We start from the raw sequence: 19,895 nt of genomic DNA, 5'->3' as shown, positions 1-19,895 counted from the left end.
ACCCGCCCGGGAAGGCGTATAAAGGGTCCTTCCGGAGCAGCCGGCGTCCCCCGATGGCCCCTCCCCTCACCTCCCTCACGCGGCCGGCGTCACCGCGTCACCGATCCCAGGAGCGCCAATGAGCACTTCGGAAGAGATCAGCGCCCTGCTGGTAGCGAAGTTCGGAACCGACCCCGGGGCCATCCGCCCCGAAGTTCCGCTGCACCGGCTGCGGCTGGACTCCCTCGCGCTGGAGGAGCTGCGGCTGCACATCGAGGACCGACTGGACGTGGACCTGGAGGACGTCACGCTCACCTCGCGCGATACCTTCGACCGCCTCGTCGAGGCCGTGGACGGGAAGGTCTCCGCATGAGCGCGGCCACCGGCCGGCCCTACCGCCGGGCGCCGCTCGCCCCGTTCGCCGCCGCCGTCACCGGCGTCGGCCTGGTCACCGCCGCCGGTACGGGAGCGGACGCCGCCTGGCACGGCGTCACCGAGGGACTCGCGCCCTCCGCCGGCCCGCGGCCCGAACTGGACGGGCTGTCCTGCGACTTCTTCTACTCCGTCACCGACTGCGACCCGGGAGCCGTCCTCGGGGTGGCCGCCCAGCGGCTGATGGACCGGTTCGCCCAGCTCGCCGTCATCGCCGCCCGTGAGGCCGTCGCCGACGCCGGACTCGACCCGGCCCTCTGGGACAGCGGCCGCGTCGGTGTCGTCGTCGGCTCCGCCCACGGCGGGCTGCCCTTCTACGACGAGCAGCACGCCGCGCTCGCCGGGCGCGGACCCCGCCGGGTCTCCCCGAAGCTCGCCCCGCTCAGCGTCGTCAACGGCGCGGCCAGCAGCGTCAGCCTGGACCTCGGCGTCCACGGGCCCAGCCAGGCCGTCTCCACCGCCTGCTCCTCCGGCACCGTCGCCATCGGCACCGCCCACCAGATGCTCCGCTCCGGGGCCTGCGACATCGTCATCGCCGGGGGCGCGGAATCCACCTGCACCCGCCTGCTGATCGCCAGCGCCTGCAGCCTCAAGGCCGCCTCCACGCGGCGCGAGGACCCCACGGCCGCCTGCCGCCCCTTCGACACCCACCGCGACGGCTTCGTCGTCGGCGAGGGCGCCGGGCTGATCGTCATGGAACACCCGGACCACGCCCGCGCGCGGGGCGCCACGGTCCGCGCCCAGGTCAGCGGATACGGGGCGTCCAGCGACGCCCACTCCCCGGTCGCCCCCGACCCCGAGGGCCTCGGCATCGAACGTGCCCTGCGCACCGCGCTCGCCGACGCGGGCCTCTCCCCGGCCGACGTCGGGCACGTCAACGCCCACGGCACCTCGACGCTCTCCAACGACCTGATCGAGGCGACGATGCTCCGCCGGGTCCTCGGCGAGAGCCCCCTGGTGACCTCCACCAAGGCGATGACCGGCCACACCCTCGGCGCGGCGGGCGGCATCGAGACCGCGCTCACCGTGCTCGCCCTCCAGCGGCAACTGGTGCCGCCCACCGTCAATCTGGACGCCCCCGACCCGAGCATCCCGATCGACGTGGTGGCCAAGGAAGCCCGCCGCGCCTCCTTCGACTGCGCCGTCAAGACCTCGCTCGGCTTCGGCGGCCACAATGCGGCACTCGTCCTCACCAGGACCTGAACGGAAGGGAACGCACGAGCACATGCCCGAGGAGATCATCCGGCCCCTGGCGGTCGACGGAGTGCGCTACAGCTACCGAGTCCTGCCGCGCGCCCACCCCGGCGAGCCCCCGGCCACCGAGCCGACGCTCATTCTCGGCGGCGCGCTCCAGGGCATGTTCGGCTGGCCACAGATGGACGACCACCTGAGCCCGGCGACCGACGTGATCACCGCCGACCTGCCCGGCATGGGCAGCGCCGACCCGCTCCCGCCCGGCCCCAGCGCCGAGCTGCTGCGCCGGGCCGTGCTCGGCATCGCCGACGACATCGGCGCGCCCCGGCTGAACATCTTCGGATTCTCCTACGGCACCGCCATCGCCTTCGGCTTCGCCCGCCGCCATCGGGAGCGGGTGGCACGCCTCGCCCTCGGCGGCGTCCCGGTCCATGTCGACGCGGTCCAGGTCGCCGGCTGGGAGCGCGCCAGGCAGCAGCTGGCCGCAGGGGACCGCGAGGGGTTCGCCGCGACGGCCGCCGACGCCCTGATCTGCCTGGACCCGGAACGCCCCGTACACCGCCGGGAGCTGGCCCGCCGCTATGTGCGGCGCTCCTTCCTGCACGTGGCCACCCACTCGCCGCACGTGACGGACTCGCTGTACCGGGCGCTGGCCGACCGGCCCGACTTCTCCGGCGGCCTCACGGGCGTACCGGCGCTGGTCTTCGCCGGGGAGCACGACACGGTGACGTCGCCCGCGCGGCAGCGGGAGTTCGCCGCGACGATCGAGGGCAGCCGGTTCCTGACGATCGAGGAGTCCGACCACTGGGTGATCCTGGAGCGGGCCGACGAAGTGGCCGCACTGGTCTCCCGGTTCCTCACCGGGCGGGAGCCGGTGGCCGACGAGGCCGACGCCGTCACCCTGCCGCGCCAGGCGGGCGCCCCGGCCGGGCGGACCTGAGCGGGGCCCCGGCGGGGTGGACCTGAGCCGGGGCCCGGCGGGGTGGACCCGTGATCCGGTCCGCCCCGCCGGGTCGGTGCCTCGGTACCTCAGTGCCAGGAGCCGCCGACCTTGATCCGCACCACCTGCGGGTCGTGGTCGCTCGCCTGGTCGGCGAACTCGGCGTTGATGTGCACCACGTCGTAGTCGGGACGCCGGATGCCCGGGCTCGTCAGGATGTGGTCCAGCGTCTGCGAGTTGCCGTCGAAGACATAGCTGTACCGGTCCGAGGAGGGGAGCGTCGTGATCAGCGGCTTGAGCGCCCCGTTCTCGGTCAGCGCCTTCATCGTCGGGGAGAACTCGAAGTCGTTGATGTCCCCGAGCGTGATGACCCGCGCGGACCTGTCCGCCTCGAGCAGGGAGGCGACGAAGGAGTTGACCTCGACGGCCTGCTGGATCCGCTGGGTCTCCGAGGAACGCGTCGGCTCCTGGTGGCGGCCGTGCAGCGGCTGGTCGCCGCCCTTGGACGCGAAGTGGTTGCCGATGACGAAGACGGGCCTGCCCCGGAAGACGAACTCGCCCACCAGCGGCTTGCGGCTGTTGTCCCACGCCGGGCTCGCCGGATTGATCCGGCCCGGGGACGCGGAGAGCTCGACGCCCTTCCAGGTGTCGACGGCGCGTACCGGCGTGGTGGCGTCGCCGCCCGCGCGGCCGGTGAAGGACACCCGCTCGGGGTTGAAGAGGAAGACGTTGCGGATGTTGCCGCCGGGCTGGCCGCCGTCCTTGTTGTTCTCGGGGGAGATGTAGCGCCAGGCGTAGCGCGGCCCGCCCTTCGCGACGATCGCGTCGGCGAAACGCTTCAGCGTCGCCTCGGAGCCCACCGTGCCGTCGTTCACCGCACCGTTGTCGTCCTGGATCTCCTCCAGCGAGATGATGTCGGGGGAGGACAGGTTCACCGCGACGCCCTCGGCCAGGGTGTCGAACTTCGCCTGGTCGTCGCGCGCGTCGAGGTTCTCCACGTTGTACGTGGCGACCGCCAGCTCGTTCTTCTTCTGCTTGCGGGTCACCTCGCGCCGCAGCTTCTTGTCGACGACCGTGCCCAGCTCGGTGGCCTGCACGTTGTAGCCGCCGTAGCTCGCGTAGTCGAGCACGCCGGTGGTGCGGCCCTCCAGCACGTCCCCGACGTTCGCCGTCGGGACCGGCCGCGCCGGGTCCAGCGACATCACCTTGAGGCGGCCCGTGTTCTGGTCCTCGTACGAGGCGTAGCGCGTGCCGCCGCGCCGGGTCGGGTTCTCCCGCGGCTTCACGGTCACCCAGATCTCGTCGTACGCGGTCGTCGCCCCGGTCACCCGGGTGTCGGCGAACTCGACCCGGGAGCCCTCCAGCGCCTCGTACAGGTCCAGGGCGTACCGGGACGGGTCCAGGGGCAGCGCGTCGATCGCCCCGCCGTCCGCCGAGGGCACGTAACGGCCGGGCACCGAACGGGCGTCGAGGACGACCGGGGCGGGCAGCGCGTTGCCGGAGGACAGGACGGTGGTGCGGGGCGCGGTGATCTGGGTGAGGGACTGGGTGCCGGTGCCCGGGTAGTACTCGGTCACCTTTCCGCTGACCAGGACCGTGTCGCCGGCCCGCACGGCCGGCGCGGTGGACCCGGTGTAGACGAACAAACCCTCGCCGGTGCGCGGGTCGCCGTCGGGGGCCGTGTCCTGGATCCAGAAGCCCCGCGAGCCACTGGCCCGCACTCCGGTGACGATGCCCGGGACGCCGGTCACGGCCTTGCCGTCGAGCGGGGAGACCCGGGTGGTGCCCTGGATGTCGTGGATCCGTACGTCGCCGGGCTCGGTGGGGCCGGGTTCCTCCGGCTCCTGCCCGCCGCCGGACGTCTCGCCCTTGGTGTTGACCGGCGTCGGGGCGCCCGCGGCGAGGTCGGCCGCGTTGTCGTCGGTGTCGGCGAGCGAGGCGGCCCGCGCGACGGACGCGGTGGCCGACGCGCCGGAGACCGGGCCGCCGCCCTCCCGGACGACCGCGGAACCGTAACCGACCAGGTCGACGATCCGGGCGTCCGCCGCACAGTCCGCCGCCGACTTGCAGGTGAGCGGGGCGGTTCCGGAGACCAGGGCGACGGTGCCGCTCCCCGCCGCCATGGCGATCGTGCCGGTGGTGTCGGCGGTGGGAAGGGCGACGCTTCCGCCGGTGCCCGCGGCCTGGGCGACCAGGTAGCGGCCGCCGGGCGCGATCGACCCGGACAGCTCGGAGACCTGCCACCGGGAGCCCGCCGACGGGCTGCCCGGCAGGTACTGGACGCTGAGGCCGCCGACCTCGAAGGGCGCGGAGCCGGCGTTGGCCAGCTCGACGAAGTCCCGGGTCAGCGTCGCGCCGGAGTTGCCCCCGCCGCCGTACACCTCGGCGATGACGGCGGTGGCCGACGGGGCCGCCTGGGCGGCGGGCAGGGCGGTCACCGCGAGAGCGACGGCGACGGCGCCGGTCAGCAGGACGGAACCGGATCTGTGTATCTGCACGGGAGGTGCCCCCAACTGAACTGAGTAGTAGGGGCAAAAACTATGCGCGTAGAACAGGCATGACAAGGCGTTGGAGGTTAATTCCGGGCGTATCCCGGGTGAGAACCTCGAACTGGCGCCCGGTGCGGTCGGGGGAGGACCGCACCGGGCGGGTCATGAGCGTGGGCGTCCCGGCCGGACGGCCGGGGTCACTGGCGGATGCGGTCGCGGATCCAGACCCCGGCCTCCTTCAGGACCCCGGTGCCCGTCCAGTTGGTCCCGTCGCACGTGCCGGTCTTGAAGACGGCCCCGGAACGGTGGTCGTCGGAGTAGTTCCAGTTGGTCCACGAGATCTTCTTGCGCTTCATCAGGTCGAGGTAGCGCTGCGACATGGTGAAGTCGTTGGCGCCCTCGCCCGCGTAGTTCTGCGTGCCGAACTCGGTGACAAACACGGGCAGTTTGTTGGAGGCCCGGTCGAGCGCGCTCAGATACTCCTCACGGTGCGAGGCCGCGTAGAAGTGGAAGGTGTACATGATGTTCGATGCGCGGACGGGGTTGTTCACGACCTCCGACTCGTTGGAACCCTCGGAAACGCCGAAGGACGACCAGGCGCGCGTCCCGACCAGCACGACCGCGTCGGGGTCCTGGGCCCGGATCACCGGGATGATCTGCTCCGCGTACGACTTGATGCGCGACCAGCTCACCCCCGAGGGCTCGTTGGCGATCTCGTAGAGCACACCCGGGTGGTTCCTGTACTTCTTCGCCATCGCCGTGAAGAAGGTCTTCGCCCGCGCCAGGTTCGCGTTCGGGTCGCCCGGGGAGAGCATGTGCCAGTCGATGACCGCGTACATGCCACGTGCGTGCGCCGCGTCGACGAACTTCTGCGCACGGGCGGTGAATCCGGCCGGGTCGGTCTCGTACCCGCCCTCCTGTACGTAGGTGGAGACGCGCAGCACGTCGGCGCGCCAGTCCTGGGCCAGGGCGTTGAGCGATCCGTCCGTGACGCACTGGGCGTACCACTGGGTGCCGTGCGTGCTCATCCCGTTGAGGGCGACGGCCTGGCCGGAGTCGTTGCAGAGCTGACGGCCGCAGACGGAGAGCTGTCCGTTGGCGGCGAGCGGGGTGGCGGCGGTGGGGGAGACGGGAGCCGGAGCGGCTCCCGCCCGGACGGGAGCCATCAGTGCGGTGACGACACCGAGCGCGGACGCGGCGAGCAGGGCCTTGCGGGCCATTGAGCGGCGGCCGGTCGTGGGGGCGGATCCGGTGGGGGGATTGGTGCGCTGGTGCATGGTGGTGCTCCCTTCGGAGGGGGGTGGGAGGCGCCATGTCGGCAGAACTGAAAGTAAAGCTTCCTACCAATTGACGTCAACAGCGTTGGGAAACTTTGCTGCCTATCAACGCGCTCGGCGGCAGCGCCTGTTGGGACCCTGCCGCCGAGCGCGCGTCCTTGTGCGCCGATAGTGCCCGTGTGCCGCCCGGCCCTCCCGGGGCGCTCAGCCCTGCGGCAGCGGATAGACCGCCAGTGAGAAGGAGTGGCCCGCCGGGTCCCCGTACACCCTCACGTCCCGGGGGCCGCTGTTGCTGTCGCCGGTGTCGACGGGCCTGGCCCCCAGCCCGATCGCCTCCCGCTCGGCCTCGTCGATGTTCTCGGGACCGACCAGGATCCGCAGATGCGCCTGCTGCGAGTCCTCCGGGCGCGGCCAGCTCGGCGGGGCGTAGCCGTGGTCGCGGCGGATCGCCAGCCGGACGCCGTCGTTGCCGACGATCTCGACGAAATCGGGGTCGGAGCCGATCCGTATCTCCGCGTCGAGCAGAGCGGCGTAGAACTCGGCCAGCTCCATGGGCTCGGCGCAGTCAAGGACGAGGACGCTCGTTTTCTCCACAGTCATGCGGGAACCAGTACCCCCACCGGGCGCTGCCACGCCGCCACGGGCCCGTCCGGGAATCCGGAATCCGGGCCACCGGTGCGGACGCGTCCCGGGTGAGGAAACACCCCGAGCGACCTAAGGTGCGAACCATGGCACGGAGCGCGGAGCATCCCGGGCCGGCCGGGGGCGGCGCCGCCCCGGACGGACCCGACCCCCGGCGTTGGCGGGCCCTGGCCGTCTGCCTGGTGGCGGGCTTCATGACCCTGCTGGACGTCTCCATCGTCAATGTGGCCCTTCCGTCGATCCGGGAGGGCCTGAACACCCCCGAGTCCGACCTCCAGTGGGTGCTCTCCGGCTACGCACTCGCCTTCGGGCTCTTCCTCATCCCCGCCGGACGCCTGGGCGACGCGCGGGGCCGCCGGGCGGTCTTCATGGCGGGCCTCGCCCTCTTCACCCTGGCCTCCGCCGCCTGCGGGGCCGCCCAGTCCAGCCTGTGGCTGGTCGTCGCCCGCCTGGTGCAGGGCATCGCGGGCGGACTGATCTCCCCACAGATCTCCGCCCTGATCCAGCAGATGTTCTCCGGGCGCGAGCGCGGCCGGGCCTTCGGCATGTTCGGCACCGTCGTCGGCATCTCGACCGCCGTGGGTCCGCTGCTCGGCGGCCTGCTCATCCAGGCCGCCGGACCGGACCACGGCTGGCGCTGGGTCTTCTACGTCAACCTCCCGCTCGGCGCCGTCTGCCTCCTGCTCGCCCACCGGCTGCTCCCCGACACGCCGTCCGCCGGGCGGGTGAGACCACGCGAGCTGGACCCGGTGGGCGTCGCCCTGCTCGGGGCCGGGGTGCTGGCGCTGCTGCTGCCCTTCGTCCAGGCCCAGCAGTGGCCCGGAAACGGAAAGTGGCTGCTGCTCGTCCTGGCCGGGGTCCTGCTCGCCGCGTTCGTGGCCTGGGAGTCGCGGTGCGCGGGCGGACGCATCCACCCGGTCCTGGACCTGTCGCTGTTCCGGCTGCGCTCCTTCTGGCTGGGCTGCCTGCTGATCCTGCTCTACTTCGCCGGTTTCACCTCGATCTTCTTCGTGACGACCCTCTACCTCCAGTCAGGCCTGGGCTACTCGGCCCTCCAGGCCGGACTCGCCATCACCCCCTTCGCCCTCGGCTCCGGCGTCGCCGCGTCCATCGGCGGCCGGCTCGTCGGGCGCTTCGGCCGCCCCCTCGTGGTGGCGGGCCTGGCCATGGTCGCGCTCGGCCTCGCCGGCACCGCCCTCGCCGTCCACCTGGTCCCCGGCACCGGTGTCGGCTGGGCTATGGCCGCCCCGCTGCTCCTCGCCGGTCTCGGCAGCGGCCTGGTCATCGCCCCGAACCAGACGCTGACCCTCGCGGAGGTCCCGGTGAACCGGGCCGGCAGCGCCGGGGGCACCCTCCAGACCGGCCAGCGGGTCGGCTCCGCGATCGGGATCGCCGCCGTCGGCGCGGTGTTCTTCGCCCAGGTCGGCCCGGACGGCTGGGCCGACGCCTACGACCACGGGCTCGTCGTCTCCGTCGCCTTCGTGCTGGCCGCCCTGGTCGTGGCGCTGGCCGAGGTCGGAGCCGACCGGCGCGGCCGACGACGTACAGCACACGAACAGAGCGACGCATCGAGGAGCGCGGTATGAACGACACGACAGCGGACAGCGCCGGGAGCGACGGCAACACCTCCTACGGCCACAAGCCGTTCAAGCGGTCCCGGAGCCACTTCGCCGACCGGATCACCGCCGACGGACGCGACGGCCGGCCCGTCGAACCGGGCCGCTACCGGCTCGTCGTCAGCCGCGCCTGCCCCTGGGCGAGCCGCGCGCTGGTCTCCCGGCGGCTCCTCGGCCTGGAGGACGCGCTGTCGCTCGCCGTCGCCGACCCGATCCAGGACGACCGCAGCTGGCGCTTCACCCTCGACCCGGGCGGCAAGGACCCGGTCCTCGGCATCCGCCATCTGAGCGAGGCCTACGACGCCCGGGAGCGCGACTATCCCGGCGGTGTCAGCGTGCCCGCGATCGTGGACGTACCGAGCGGGAAACTGGTCACCAACGACTACCAGCGGATCACCCTCGACCTCGCCACGGAATGGACCGCCCTGCACCGGCCCGGCGCCCCCGACCTCTACCCCGCACCGCTGCGCGACGAGATCGACGAGGTCATGGAGGGCATCTACCGGGACGTCAACAACGGCGTGTACCGCGCGGGGTTCGCCAGCTCCCAGGAGGAGTACGAGGAGGCGTACGCCGCCCTGTTCCGCCGCCTCGACCTGGTCTCCGCCCGCCTCGCGGACCGCCGCTACCTGGTCGGCGACACCATCACCGAGGCCGACATCCGGCTCTTCACCACCCTGGTCCGCTTCGACGCCGTCTACCACGGCCACTTCAAGTGCAACCGGAACAAACTCACCGAGGACCCCGTCCTGTGGGGCTACGTCCGCGACCTCTACCAGACACCCGGATTCGGCGACACGGTCGACTTCGACCACATCAAGCGGCACTACTACCAGGTGCACACGGGCATCAACCCCACCGGCATCGTCCCCGTCGGCCCCGACCTCTCCGGCTGGACCGCTCCCCACCACCGCGAACAGCTCGGCGGCCGCCCGTTCGGCGACGGCACACCCCCGGGCCCCGTCCCCCCGGGCGAGCGGGTCACCCCCGTGCCCGCCGCCTGACTTCGGGGCGCCCGGCGCTACTGGAGTCCCGATAGGTTCGCTCGCCCCCTGATCGGCCGCGAACCTGCATTCCAGCAGGTACTCGCCGCCCGTCAGCAGTGGCGTCCACGGGTCGCCAGCGCCCATCAACGGACACTGACCATGATCGGCGTGGTTGGGCGTGGAAGCGCCGATGGAGGAGGCCGACCTTTGGGCGATCGCTCGTAGCGGAAACGCCTGCAACGCCCGTCGGCTCATCCCCTTTCCCACGGAGCGCGGTCTGCTCATCGCTGACCACGTACGGCACGCCGGCCCCCACCGGGCCGGTGTCGCCCGTCTGCGCCGACGGATCTCTGGCCATCTGCTCCCCGAGGCCGACGTATGGATCGCTGTGCTGCGCGGGGAGGGCCGGCGGCCATCGCGCCCGTGCAGCTGGAAGACGGTGAGCGGCTATCTCGGCTATGCGACACCCCGGGTCATCTTTCATGATCCTGCCCGCTCAGCCACGTTCACGTTCCGCGTCGCCGTCGGCAGGCCCGTGCCCTCGGACCGGACGGGTCACGTATCCCGCGGTCTGCGAATGAGTGTGTCGCGGCGCTGCCATGCCGGGGACGAGGGGAAAGGTGAGGGGCTGCCGGATGGCGAGTTCTCCTTTGACGGCCTCTCACCATGCCGTCCGACGCATATGTGGCCCGACTCCGGACGCGGCCGGCGGGGGTAGGTCTCAGGTCGGTGCACTGGTACTCACCAACGGTCAGCACTTGGTGAGGACGCCCGTTGTCGGATCGTAACCGTACGGGTCAGGTCGCGCGGAGAAAACCCGTGCGAGCGAGCTGGCTCGACCCTACGGTTCGGAGCGCAGGGAGTCGCGGTCGTCGGGGACGAGTGCTCTGGGGACGTCGGACGATGTGGGGGATCTTCGATGAATGTCCAGCATGTGCTCCGCGGTCGGAACGGCGTACTACGCGGTCGGACCGGCGTGATCTTCGTCCTGATCATGGCGCTCGCCATGATCGGGCCGGCCTCGACCGAGCCGTTCCGCAGCGTCGCGGCGGGGCCGGACGCGGGGGCAGCGGTTGCCGGGCCGGAGGGACCGGAGGGCCCGGAGGGCACGTCGTTCGACCCGAACGAGATCAAGGACATCAAGGCGGCCGATCCCAGTGCCGGGGTGAACCTCATCGAGGCCCCGACGGCCAACAGCGACGGCGACGCGCGGTTGGCATACCCCCTCGAGGTGCCCAAGGGGCGCGGGAGCCTGCAACCCCAGCTGTCAATCGCCTACAACTCGTCAGGTGGCAACGGCTGGACCGGCGTCGGCTGGGACCTGAGCACCCCTTCGATCACGGTGGACACCCGGTGGGGCGTGCCACGCTACGACGGAGCGAAGGAAACCGAGTCGTACCTGCTGAACGGGGAACAGCTCACCCCGGTGGTGCACCGCGGCGCCCTCCAGGCGCGTACCGCGGAGAAGATCTTTCACTCCCGCGTCGAGGGCCGGTTCGACCGGATCGTCCGGTACGGCGACAAGCCGTCGAACTATTGGTGGGAGGTCACCGACAAGCAGGGCCTGCGCACCGTGTACGGCGGGGCGCAGGAGACCACGCTCGCCGACGCCGCCGGCAACATCGCCCTGTGGGCAGTGCGCGAGGTACGCGACGGGCACGACAACCTGCTGCGCTACCACCATGTCCGGGTCGAGGACGGCGGGGTCGCGAACTCCACTGTCGAGGGCCGTGCGCTCTACCCGAAGCGCATCACCTACACCGGGCACGGCGAAACCGAGGGCCGCTACTCGGTCACCTTCCTCCGGGACCGCGACCGGGACGAGCCGCGCCGCGGCGACGTCCAGATCGACGCGCGGTACGGCTTCAAGCGGGTCACCGCGGACCTGCTGCGTCGGGTCGAGGTCAAGCTCGACGACAAGCTGATCCGTGCCTACGAACTCAACTACCAAACGGGAGCGTTCGCCAAGACGCTGCTGCGGTCGGTGTCGCAGTTCGGTGAGGACAACCGGGTGTTCAACACCCACCGGTTCGACTACTTCGACGACGTGCGGGACAAGTCGGGCTCCTACACCGCGTTCGAGGCCGCCGCGGGCTGGACGGTCCCCGACGACGACCTCGGCGTCAACATCAGGGAGGGTAAGGCAAGCGCACTGTCGTCGAGCACGTCGGTCAGCGCGGGCGGGCATCTCTATGTCGGCTACAACCCGGGCGCGCCGGTCAAGTCCGGGTCGGCCGGAGTGAAGGTCGGCGTGAACGCCGGGGTATCCGACGGCCTGCTGGCGCTGCAGGACGTCAACGGCGACAGCCTGCCGGACAAGGTGTTCCGCAAGAACGGCGAGGTGTTCTACCGGCCGAACCTGTCCGGCCCATCCGGGCAGCCGAAGTTCGGGGACACCCCGGTCAAGCTCACCGGACTGCCCGGCATCTCCCGGGAAACCACCCTGTCGGGCACCGCCGGCATCGAGGCGTACGCCGGCGTCAACGGCCAGCTCGACTACGTGTCGACCACGACGACGTCCGACCGGTACTTCACCGACGTCAATGCAGACGGCATCGCCGACCTGGTCAACAACGGCGGGGTGCTCTACGGGCGCCTGGACTCCGACGGCAGACCGACCTACGGCGCCGACAGCGCTGACACCGAGGCCCCGGTGGGATCGGGCGCCGCGACGGGCACGATCGTGGGCGACCAGACCGAGGCGTTCGAACGCGCGGTGGACAACTCTCCGCTGATGGACAGCGTGCGCCGCTGGGTGGCACCCTACGACGGCACCATACAGATCGAGGGCGGGGTGCGGCTGGAGAAGGACACCAGCCCGCAGCGCGCGGCGTACGAGAAGGCCGACGGCGTCCGCGTCACCATCCAGCACGACGACACCGAATTGTGGGCGCAGCGGATCGGACCTGACGACCACGTCGAGTTCGCCCCGACCGGGGTGAGCTCGGTGCAGGTACGCAAGGGCGAAGCCGTGTACTTCCGCGTGCAGTCCGTGCTGGACGGCAAGTACGACACCGTGGCGTGGGACCCGAGGATCAGCTACGTCGGGCTGCCGACGGGCACCGACGCCAACGGGCTGAGCACCACGGTCTTCGATGCGCAGTCCGACTTCACCGTGGCCGGGCGGGAGTCCTTGGTCACCGCTCCGTTGACCGGCACCTTGAGGATCACCGGCGACCTCGTGAAATCTGCGGCGACCACGGACAGCGTGACCGTGCTGATCACGCGCGAGACCACCGACTTCCTGGGCAACCCGGTCACCAGCGAGCTGATCCGCAAGGTCCTTCCCGCGGCGTCCACCGGCACGACACCGATCGACCTCAGCGTCCAGGTGGCCGCGCGGGAACGACTGTCGTGGAAGCTGCTGGTGGACTCCCCGATCGACGCGAACGCGCTGCGCTGGACGCCGAAGGCGCATTACACAAAGGCCGACGGCGTCGAGTCCGTCGTCGACTCCGCCGGCAACCCGACGGTGGTGGTCAACCCGCCGTACGAGATGAACCTGTACCCGGTGAACTCCCTGACCGGCCCTCAGGACTCCTGGACTGCCACGCGCACCGGCACGCTCACCGTCGAGCCGGACATCCAACTGAATCAGAACACCGAGAACGCACGGATCTTCCTCACGGTCAAGAAACGCAACGGACTGGTCGGCAAACGGAGCATCGACCTCACACTGGGTGCTGGAATACCCTCGTTCCTCACCCGACTGAACGTACCGGTCACTCAGGGCGACGAATTGTTCTTCGACCTGTCTACGACCAACACCAAGCTGGTCGGCCTCCTCAAATCGCAAACTGTCAAGGTCAGTTACGGCGGATCGAGCTTTCAGCAGGTGCCGAGCGCGATGCACTCGCCCGCCGCGCAGGGCGCGTTCGCACAGCCCTACCGCGGCTGGGGCGTAATCGGCTACCAGGGCAACCGTGAAAGGGCCGCCCTCCCCATCGCACAGAACGAACTGGTACTCGACCAGAGCTACAAGGACGCGCTGCCGAAGTCGCCGACCGAAGCCGACCTGGCCACGTTCACCGCGGATCCGAAGGTCCCCACCCCGCGGATCACCGTGTTCACCCCGCAGCCTTCCACGGGCCGGTGGGTCGCCTCCGACGACAGCACGTGGGTGGGCGCATCGGCGGCGGCCAGTTCCCGGCTCGGCCTGGACACCATTGACATCATTACCGACGCCGACCTCGCCGGATCAACCGGCCTGATCCGGCGCGGCCGCACCCAGCAGATCTCCACCACGCTGACACTCGGCCCGTTCGGCGGCAGCGGCGCCATCGGCACCACCGCGGGCGAGGTCGACTTCCTCGACGTCAACGGCGACCGCTTCCCGGACGTCGTCGGCGCCAAGGGGATCCAGTACACCGATATGGACGGCGGCCTCGGTGCCACCCGCGGCACACTCAACGGCAACGTGCGTGAGTCGGACTCGATCTCCGGCGGCGTGTCGCTCAGTGCGGGCAGCCCGGTCCGCACCCTGGCCACCGCCGGAGGCACCGACGCACCCTCCGGCGACGCCTCGGCCACCACCGCCCGCACCGGAGTCGAGATGCCCGCGCTGGGCATCGGCGGCAACCTCGGCGGCGGAGAGTCCGACACCAAGTTCGACCTCACCGACATCAACGGTGACAGTCTCCCGGACAAGGTGTACGCAGGCGGCGACGCCCAGCTGAACCTCGGCTACAGCTTCGCGCCCCGCGAACCCTGGGGCGGCGGGCCCGTAAACGACGCCTCCACCCGCAACACCGGCGTCAACCTGGGCTTCAACCTCGACAACTACGGCTTCGCGGGCGGTGTCTCCGCAACACTGGGAACCTCGAAGACCAACGCCACACTGGCCGACGTCAACGGCGACGGCCTGACCGACCGCGTATTCACCGACGGCGCCAACCCCGTCAAGGTCGCGATGAACACCGGTGCCGGCTTCACCGCACCGACACCGTTCCGCGGCGCGTTCAGCAACATCGCGGTGGACAAGAACGCCACCCTCGGCGGCGGCGCCTACTTCACCTTCGGCTTCCCCATTGGCGCCGGCCACATCGTGTTCAACCCTGGTATGAACGCCTCCACCAGCATCGGCCGGGCCGAAGTGGCGCTGCGCGACATCAACGGTGACGGCCTGGCCGACCACGTCAAGTCGACCCAGGACAACGAACTGCTCGTCGCAGTCAACAAGAGCGGCCGCACCAACCTGCTGCGCTCGGTCACCCGCCCGATGGGCGCCCGCATAGACCTGGGCTACACACGGTCGGGCAACACCACCGCCATGCCGGACAGCCGCTGGGTGCTCTCCCGCACCACCGTGTTCGACGGGCTCGAGGGCGACGGCGCTGACACGCGCCTGACCACCTTCCGCTACGAGAAGGGCCGCTACGACCGGGCGGAGCGCGAGTTCCTCGGCTTCGGCCGCGTCGTGACCGAGAACCGCGACACCAGTACGAACGACGCCGTGCGCCGCACGGTGACCGACGAGTACCGCACCGACGGGTACGTGAGCCGCGGCCTGCTCACCCGCACGCTGACCGAGGACGACGCCGGCCACCCGTACCGCGAGACACTCAACACCTACCGGCTGCTCGACACCTCCACGGACCAGGAAGCCGACCCGAAGAGCCGGACCGCCACCGTCTTCCCGCAGCTCACCCGCGTCGAGGAGAAGCACTACGAAGGCGCTGCCACCGCGGGAAAGTCCACATTCACCGACCTCTCCTACGACGACTACGGCAACGTCACCCGTACCTTCGACGCGGGTGACGAGGGCACCGCGGACGACCTGGAGACCGCCTTCGCCTACAGCGGCTCGGACACGCAGTGCCGCGACCAGCACCTCGTCGGCATCGCCAACGCGATACGGCAGAAGGCCGCGGCCACCGGCGCACTACTGCGCCACCGCGAATCCACCGTCGACTGCGCGACCGGCGCCGTGCGCCAGACACGCGAATACCTCGACGACGACACCCCGGCCGTCTCCGACCTGACGTACCACCCGGACGGGAACCTGAAATCGGTGACTGGTCCGGCCAACGCAGAAGGGCAGCGCTACAAACTGGAGTACGGCTACGACACCGTCGTCGGCGTACACGTCGAGTCCATCGAAGACAGCTTCGGCTACCGCTCGTCCACGGCGTACAACCTCAAATACGGCCAGCCCGAGCGGAACACCGACCACAACGGCCAGCCGCTCCGGATGTCCTACGACAGCGTCGGCCGACTCGACAAGGTGACCGGGCCCTACGAGAAGGACGGCGACCAGGCCACGATCACCTTCGGCTACCACCCCGAGGCGACCGTCCCGTACGCCACGACCAAGCACCTCGACCGTGCAGCCTCGGGCGTACGCGACGACACCATCGACACCGTCACCTTCACCGACGGCCTCGAGCGTGTCCTGCAGACCAAGAAGGACGCCTCGGTGTCCGCCTCGCCCGGGGCCACGCCCGCCCAGGTGATGACGGTCTCCGGCCGGCTGAAGTTCGACTCTCTCGGCCGCGCCGTGGAGAAGTACTACCCGGTGACCGAGGACAAGGGAGCCGCGAACACCACGTTCAACGCCTCCTTCGACTCCGTGGCACCCACGAAGGACACCTTCGACGTCCTGGACCGCTCGGTCAGGACCGTGCAACCGGACGGCGTCACCACCAGCACCGGATACGGCTTCGGCGAGGACCGGGCAGGCGCGACCCGCTTCGAGCGGACGGTGACCGACGGCAACGGCAAGGAGCGCCGCACCTACACCGACGTCCGGGGTGCCACCACCTCGGTGAAGGAGTTCAACGACTCCTCGCAGATCTGGACCAGCTACGCGTACGACCCCACAGGTCGGGTCACGACGATCACCGACGACCAGAACAACATCACGCGCGCCGGCTACGACGCACTGGGACGCCGCACCTCGTTCGACAGCCCGGACGCCGGGCGCTCCGAGACCCGCTACGACCTCGCCGGGAACGTCACCTCGAAGATCACCGCGAACCTTCGGGCTGCCGACCAGGCCGTCGAGTACGACTACGAGTACTCGCGGCTGAAGGCCATCCGCTACCCAACGTTCCCGGACAACAACGTCTCCTACCAGTACGGCGCCCCCGGCGCACCGGACAACGCGGCCTCACGCGTCACCGAGATCCACGACGCGGCAGGAACGGTGAAGCGCAGCTACGGGGCGCTGGGCGAGGTGATCCAGGAGACCCGCACGATTACCGCGGTCCGCGACGCCCCGCGCACCTACACCACCGCCTGGCGCTACGACGCGTTCAACCGAGTGCTGCAGATGACCTACCCCGACGGCGAGATCCTGACCTACGACTACGACTCGGGGGGCCAGGTCAGCCGGGCCACCGGATCCAAGAACGGCACCGACCACACGTACCTGGACCGGCTCGACTACGACAAGTTCGGGCAGAAGATCCTGCAGCAGACCGGCAACGGGGTACGCACCACCTACACCTACGACACCGAGGACCGCCGACTCGCGGCGCTCAAGTCCGTGGCGCCGGGCGGAACCGCGTTCCAGGACCTGGGCTACACGTACGACAAGATCGGCAACATCACCTCGCTGGCGAACAACGCGCCGCAGGGCGGGGACATCGGCGGTCCGAGCAGCCAGACCTACGGATACGACGACCAGTACCGGCTCACCTCCGCGTCCGGCCAGTACACGGACAAGAACAACGCGGTCAACACGTACACACTGAGCCTGGGCTACGACTCGATCCACAACACCACGAGCAAGTCGCAGACCCATGAGGTGACCGGCGGTACCCCGGCCTTCCCGCTCCCGGGCGGCGCAGCCGGGCCGATCGAACCGGTCGAAGACCCGTCCAACCCGGGCGACGTCCAGGACCGGACCACCTACGACTACACCTACTCCTACGGCGGCACCAAGCCGCACGCCCCGAGCAAGGTCGGTCCGATCAGCCATGCCTACGACGCCAACGGCAACCTGACAGGCACGGTCAACACAGCCGTCACCGACAAGCGCCGGCAGTACGTGTGGGACGAGGAGAACCGCCTCGCCTGCAACCAGGACACAGCGACCGGCACCCTCACGCAGGACCCGAACGGCTGCGCCGGCGCCACCGTCTCCTACGTCTACGACGACAAGGGCGACCGCCTCGTCAAGCGGAGCGAGGACGGGCTCTCGCTGTACCCGAACCGCTATTACAGCGAACGCGACACCACCGGCTACAAGCACATCTTCGTCGGCGACAGCCGCGTGACGACCAAGACCGTCGCGACCACCGGTCCCGAAGACGCCCAGCAGTTCTTCCACGCCGACCACATCGGCTCCTCCGGCTACGTCACCGACAAACAGGGCAAGGTCACCGAGCACCTGGAGTACTTCCCGTACGGGGAAACCTGGGTGGAGGAACGGACCGGACAGGCTGACACGCCCTACCAGTTCACCGGCAAGGAACTCGACGCAGAGACAGGGCTCTACTACTACGGAGCCCGCTACTACAACCCACGGACCCAGCTCTGGGCGAGCACCGACCCGGCGCTGCCCGACTACCTCGACGGGAACATGGCGGGCGGCATCGCCGAGCCGCGCAACCTCGCTGCCTACACCTACACCCACAACAACCCGGTCGTGCTCACCGACCCGACCGGCAAGTGGCCGAAGATGCCGTCCTGGAAGACGATCGGCCACACCACCCTCGACGTCGTCGGCATGGTCCCGGTCGTCGGCGAGCCCGCCGACCTGGTCAACGCGGGCTGGTACGCCGGGGAGGGCGACTACGTCAACGCCGGCCTCTCCGCCGCCTCGGCCATCCCGGGCGCGGGCTACGCGGCGAACGCGGCCAAGTACGGCAACAAGGCACTCGACGCCGCGCAGGCTGCCAAGAACGCCAGCAACGCCACGGACGCGGCGAAGACAGCCAAGGCAGCCGAAAACACTCCCGTACCGAAGGCGGCAGACAGCCCTCCCGCACCAAAACCGGCCGACAGCAGGGCAGGGAGCTGCGGCACCGGCAACAGCTTCACCCCGGACACCCTGGTCGTGATGGCCGACGGCAACCACAAGGCCATCAAACAGGTCCGCGTCGGCGACAAGGTCACCGCCACCGACCCGGCGACCGGAGAAACCGGCCCGCGCATGATCACCGCGCTCATCACCGGCGAGGGCCGGAAGAACCTGGTCGAGATCACCGTCACCAACCCCGGCGGGCATTCGGGCAAGGTCGTCGCGACGGACAACCACCCGTTCTGGGCACCCGAACTCGGCACGTGGGTCTACGCCAAGGAAATCGCCCCCGGAATGCTGCTGCAGACCGGCAACGGCTCCTACACTCAGGTAGACGCCGTTCGTGCGTGGACCCAGCACAAGCAGGTCCACAATCTCACGGTCGACGACCTGCACACGTACTATGTGCTGGCGGGTGATACTCCGGTACTAGTTCACAACTCAAACTGCGACCCTTGGACCTCTGACCGGAAATTCGATGACTCAGGCCATCCGGTGGATGGAACCCGAGTGCCAACGAATGAGGCTCTCGACGCGGCGGAGAGGTGGGTCGGGCCCGGGTACTCCGAACCAGTCAAGGGCAGTGGGCGATTCCTCTCAAAGGACGGCACGCGTGTGGCCAGGATGGGTGAATCGGACATCACTGGACAGCACGGCGGCGGCCCTCACATGAACTTTGAGCGCATGGCGCCTAATCCAAGCAAGCCCGGAAAGTCGATGGTTGTAGAAAATCGACACATCTATATAGAATAGAACCTGCAGACCGGGGGTCGTCGAACGAAATCTCGACGGCCCCCCATTGCGTCGACACAGGAAGTGATAGTAGCGATGGACCACGTGATCAATGTTCCAGAATATCGAATTGACGAAGGGCTGCACTTCGCCTGGGATGATGATTTCGAAATTGAATTGACGGTCAGATCGACGGAGGTGGTCATCAAGGCGAATCGTGCTGGATTGACATCACTGGCACGTCACCTGTTGACTCTTGCCCAGCAGGGCGTCCGTGAAGGTTCTCATATTCACCTAACGGCGGATCAAGAGATCGAATCTGAAATCGACCTCATTCTTGAGCGGGTTGAGAAAAATTGATCTTCTCGTACTGGCTGGCCGTTGACGGCCAGGGGTGACGGCAACGTCAGCGGATTGTGCGAAGGCATCGGCACTGAAGCGCACGTTCCGGGTTGGCGGCGGCCATCCGCGCTCCGACAGCGGGTGAGCTGTTAGGAGTTTCTCTACCGGATCAAGGCGAGGCGACGGCGGGAAGTTGGCCAGGGCGGAGGCCCCGAGGTGGGGCTGTCGGCTCCGTAGGCTTTACCCACCTCCCCGGGCCGGGGCCCACGTCGGGCAAGGCCACGGCCCGAACCCACTGCAG

10 protein-coding genes are annotated in these 19,895 nt (G+C 69.6%); 7 read left to right on the top strand and 3 right to left on the bottom strand.

The annotated features are described in order from the left end of the window. The first annotated feature begins 118 nt into the window (after window positions 1-118). From ACH4KB_RS11000 to ACH4KB_RS10990, 3 genes are read left to right on the top strand one after another with little or no spacing between them, the layout of a single operon-like run. Window positions 119-352: an acyl carrier protein gene (locus ACH4KB_RS11000; RefSeq protein ID WP_398065681.1), complete on the top strand. Its 234-nt coding sequence runs from the start codon at window positions 119-121 to the stop codon at window positions 350-352. After that, a complete protein-coding gene (locus ACH4KB_RS10995; RefSeq protein WP_398065680.1) occupies window positions 349-1,614 on the top strand; it encodes a beta-ketoacyl-[acyl-carrier-protein] synthase family protein in 1,266 nt (421 codons plus the stop codon). Before ACH4KB_RS11000 ends, ACH4KB_RS10995 begins: the two co-directional genes overlap by 4 nt. 22 nt (window positions 1,615-1,636) lie before the next feature. Then, a complete protein-coding gene (locus ACH4KB_RS10990) occupies window positions 1,637-2,545 on the top strand; it encodes an alpha/beta fold hydrolase (RefSeq protein ID WP_398065679.1) in 909 nt (302 codons plus the stop codon). 89 nt (window positions 2,546-2,634) lie between these two features. Here the strand turns inward: ACH4KB_RS10990 and ACH4KB_RS10985 are convergent, their stop codons facing one another. The 3 genes from ACH4KB_RS10985 to ACH4KB_RS10975 form a co-directional block, all read right to left on the bottom strand. Then, window positions 2,635-5,043 carry an endonuclease/exonuclease/phosphatase family protein gene (locus ACH4KB_RS10985; protein WP_398065678.1) on the bottom strand — a complete coding sequence of 803 codons (2,409 nt, stop codon included), beginning with the start codon at window positions 5,041-5,043 and terminating at the stop codon, window positions 2,635-2,637. A gap of 188 nt (window positions 5,044-5,231) precedes the next feature. Beyond that, window positions 5,232-6,311 carry a glycoside hydrolase family 5 protein gene (locus ACH4KB_RS10980; RefSeq protein WP_398065677.1) on the bottom strand — a complete coding sequence of 360 codons (1,080 nt, stop codon included), beginning with the start codon at window positions 6,309-6,311 and terminating at the stop codon, window positions 5,232-5,234. A 204-nt stretch (window positions 6,312-6,515) separates the two neighbouring features. Beyond that, window positions 6,516-6,911, bottom strand: a complete 396-nt coding sequence (locus tag ACH4KB_RS10975) for a VOC family protein (RefSeq protein ID WP_398065676.1) — start codon at window positions 6,909-6,911, stop codon at window positions 6,516-6,518. Window positions 6,912-7,039: 128 nt separating this feature from the next. Here ACH4KB_RS10975 and ACH4KB_RS10970 point away from each other — a divergent pair, with 128 nt between their 5' ends. The 4 genes from ACH4KB_RS10970 to ACH4KB_RS10955 all read left to right on the top strand — a co-directional run bounded on the left by ACH4KB_RS10970 (window position 7,040) and on the right by ACH4KB_RS10955 (window position 19,612). Beyond that, entirely contained in the window at window positions 7,040-8,539 is a 1,500-nt protein-coding gene (locus tag ACH4KB_RS10970) for an MFS transporter (RefSeq protein WP_398065675.1), read from the top strand. After that, window positions 8,536-9,573, top strand: a complete 1,038-nt coding sequence (locus ACH4KB_RS10965; protein WP_398065674.1) for a glutathione S-transferase family protein — start codon at window positions 8,536-8,538, stop codon at window positions 9,571-9,573. Before ACH4KB_RS10970 ends, ACH4KB_RS10965 begins: the two co-directional genes overlap by 4 nt. Window positions 9,574-10,474: 901 nt before the next feature. Continuing rightward, the gene (locus ACH4KB_RS10960) at window positions 10,475-19,273 is read left to right on the top strand and encodes a SpvB/TcaC N-terminal domain-containing protein (protein WP_398065673.1); all 8,799 of its coding nucleotides are present in this window, start codon (window positions 10,475-10,477) and stop codon (window positions 19,271-19,273) included. 75 nt (window positions 19,274-19,348) lie between these two features. Beyond that, the gene (locus ACH4KB_RS10955) at window positions 19,349-19,612 is read left to right on the top strand and encodes a hypothetical protein (RefSeq protein ID WP_398065672.1); all 264 of its coding nucleotides are present in this window, start codon (window positions 19,349-19,351) and stop codon (window positions 19,610-19,612) included. Window positions 19,613-19,895 lie beyond the last annotated feature (283 nt).

This window comes from Streptomyces sp. NPDC017520 (assembly GCF_044329855.1).
In the GTDB taxonomy this organism is placed as follows: Bacteria; Actinomycetota; Actinomycetes; order Streptomycetales; family Streptomycetaceae; genus Streptomyces.
Note: the sequence above shows the minus strand (reverse complement) of the source record. Positions and strands in the feature narration are given on the sequence as shown.